The 1,456-nt window shown below is 66.6% G+C and carries 1 protein-coding gene; it reads left to right on the top strand.

The genetic code is table 11. The annotated features are described in order from the left end of the window. The first annotated feature begins 110 nt into the window (after positions 1–110). Entirely contained in the window at positions 111–1,409 is a 1,299-nt protein-coding gene (locus CSQ99_RS30570; RefSeq protein ID WP_099042696.1) for an IS256 family transposase, read from the top strand. Positions 1,410–1,456: the final 47 nt, after the last annotated feature.

The raw sequence follows: 1,456 nt of genomic DNA, 5'->3' as shown, positions 1-1,456 counted from the left end.
GAGGTTGTCCCGGGTCTCGTAGAAGTTGAGGTGGCGGTCCCCCGCTCGAAACCTGCCGTGTGGTAGGTATCGGGCGTTCCGCCAAGAACTCCTACAGCAAGGGGACCACCATGAAGAAGAGTAACCAGATTCAGTCCGTCGAGGTGAGCGCATCCGCGGTTCCCGAACGGGTCAGTGTGGCGATGAGCGAGATCGCCGAAAACATGAGCGAGGGCCTGCTGGCGTTGGCTGTCGGCGCGGGCCTGCAGGTGATGGCGGCGTTGATGGAGGCCGACGTGACCGCGTTGGCGGGCCCGAAGGGCCGCCATGACGGCGCGCGTCGGGCGGTGCGGCATGGTCGTGAACGCGGCTCGGTGACCTTGGGTGGGCGGCGGGTGCCGGTGACCCGGCCTCGGGTGCGCGCCGCCGACGGGACGGGCGAGTTGGCGGTGGCGTCCTATGAGCTGTTCAGTTCCACCGAGATCCTAGGCAAGATGGCGATGGAGAAGATGCTGGCCGGGCTGTCCACTCGCCGTTACCCGGTTGGGCTGGAGCCGGTCGGCGTCCAGGTCGCCGAAACGTGTTCGGCAACAAGCAAGTCGGCGGTTTCGCGGCGGTTCGTGGCGATGACCGAGACCGCGCTGGCCGAATTGCTGGCCGCTGATCTGTCCGGGCTGGATCTGGTGGCGTTGATGATCGACGGGGTGCACTTCGCCGAGTCGTGTTGCGTCGTGGCGATGGGGATCGGCATCGACGGGGTCAAGCATCCGCTGGCGTTGGTGGAGGGCTCCACGGAGAACGCCACGTTGGTCACCGAGCTGCTGGTGGACCTGCGCGAGCGTGGCCTGGACGTCACCCGCCCGATGCTGGTCGGTCTGGACGGGTCCAAGGCGCTGCGCAAGGCGGTGCTCGACGTGCTCGATCACCCCGTCATCCAGCGCTGTCAGCTGCACAAGATTCGGAACGTGAAAGACCATTTGCCCCAACGCCTTCGAACCACCGTAGGCCGCAGGATGACTGATGCCTACCACGCCGGATCAGCGTTGGAGGCCGAAGCCGCGCTGCTGGGGTTGGCCAAGGAACTCGACCGCACCCATCCCGGCGCGGCGGCGAGTGTGCGCGAGGGGCTCGATGAGACGCTCACGGTGCTGCGCCTGGGTGTGCCGCCCACCCTGGCCCGCACCTTGCGCTCGACCAACTGCATCGAGTCGATGATCTCGGTCTGCCGCGAACACGCCGGCAACGTCAAGCGCTGGCGCGACGGGCAGATGGCGCTGCGTTGGTGTGCGGCCGGGATGATCGAGGCCGGCAAGCAGTTCCGCCGGGTGAACGGCCACCTGCACCTGCCGTCACTGCGATCAGCCCTCGAACGCGAGACCGCCGAATCTGTCGTACCCGAAGTGCACAATGATCAAGTGAGCGCAGCCTGATGCTCACCGGACCGCCACCGAAGTTCCACGGAACTCGGGACATCCTC

The sequence above is a fragment of the Mycobacterium neglectum genome (assembly GCF_002591975.1).
Taxonomy (GTDB): Bacteria; Actinomycetota; Actinomycetes; order Mycobacteriales; family Mycobacteriaceae; genus Mycobacterium; species Mycobacterium neglectum.
This window is presented reverse-complemented; position numbering and strand designations above follow the sequence as displayed.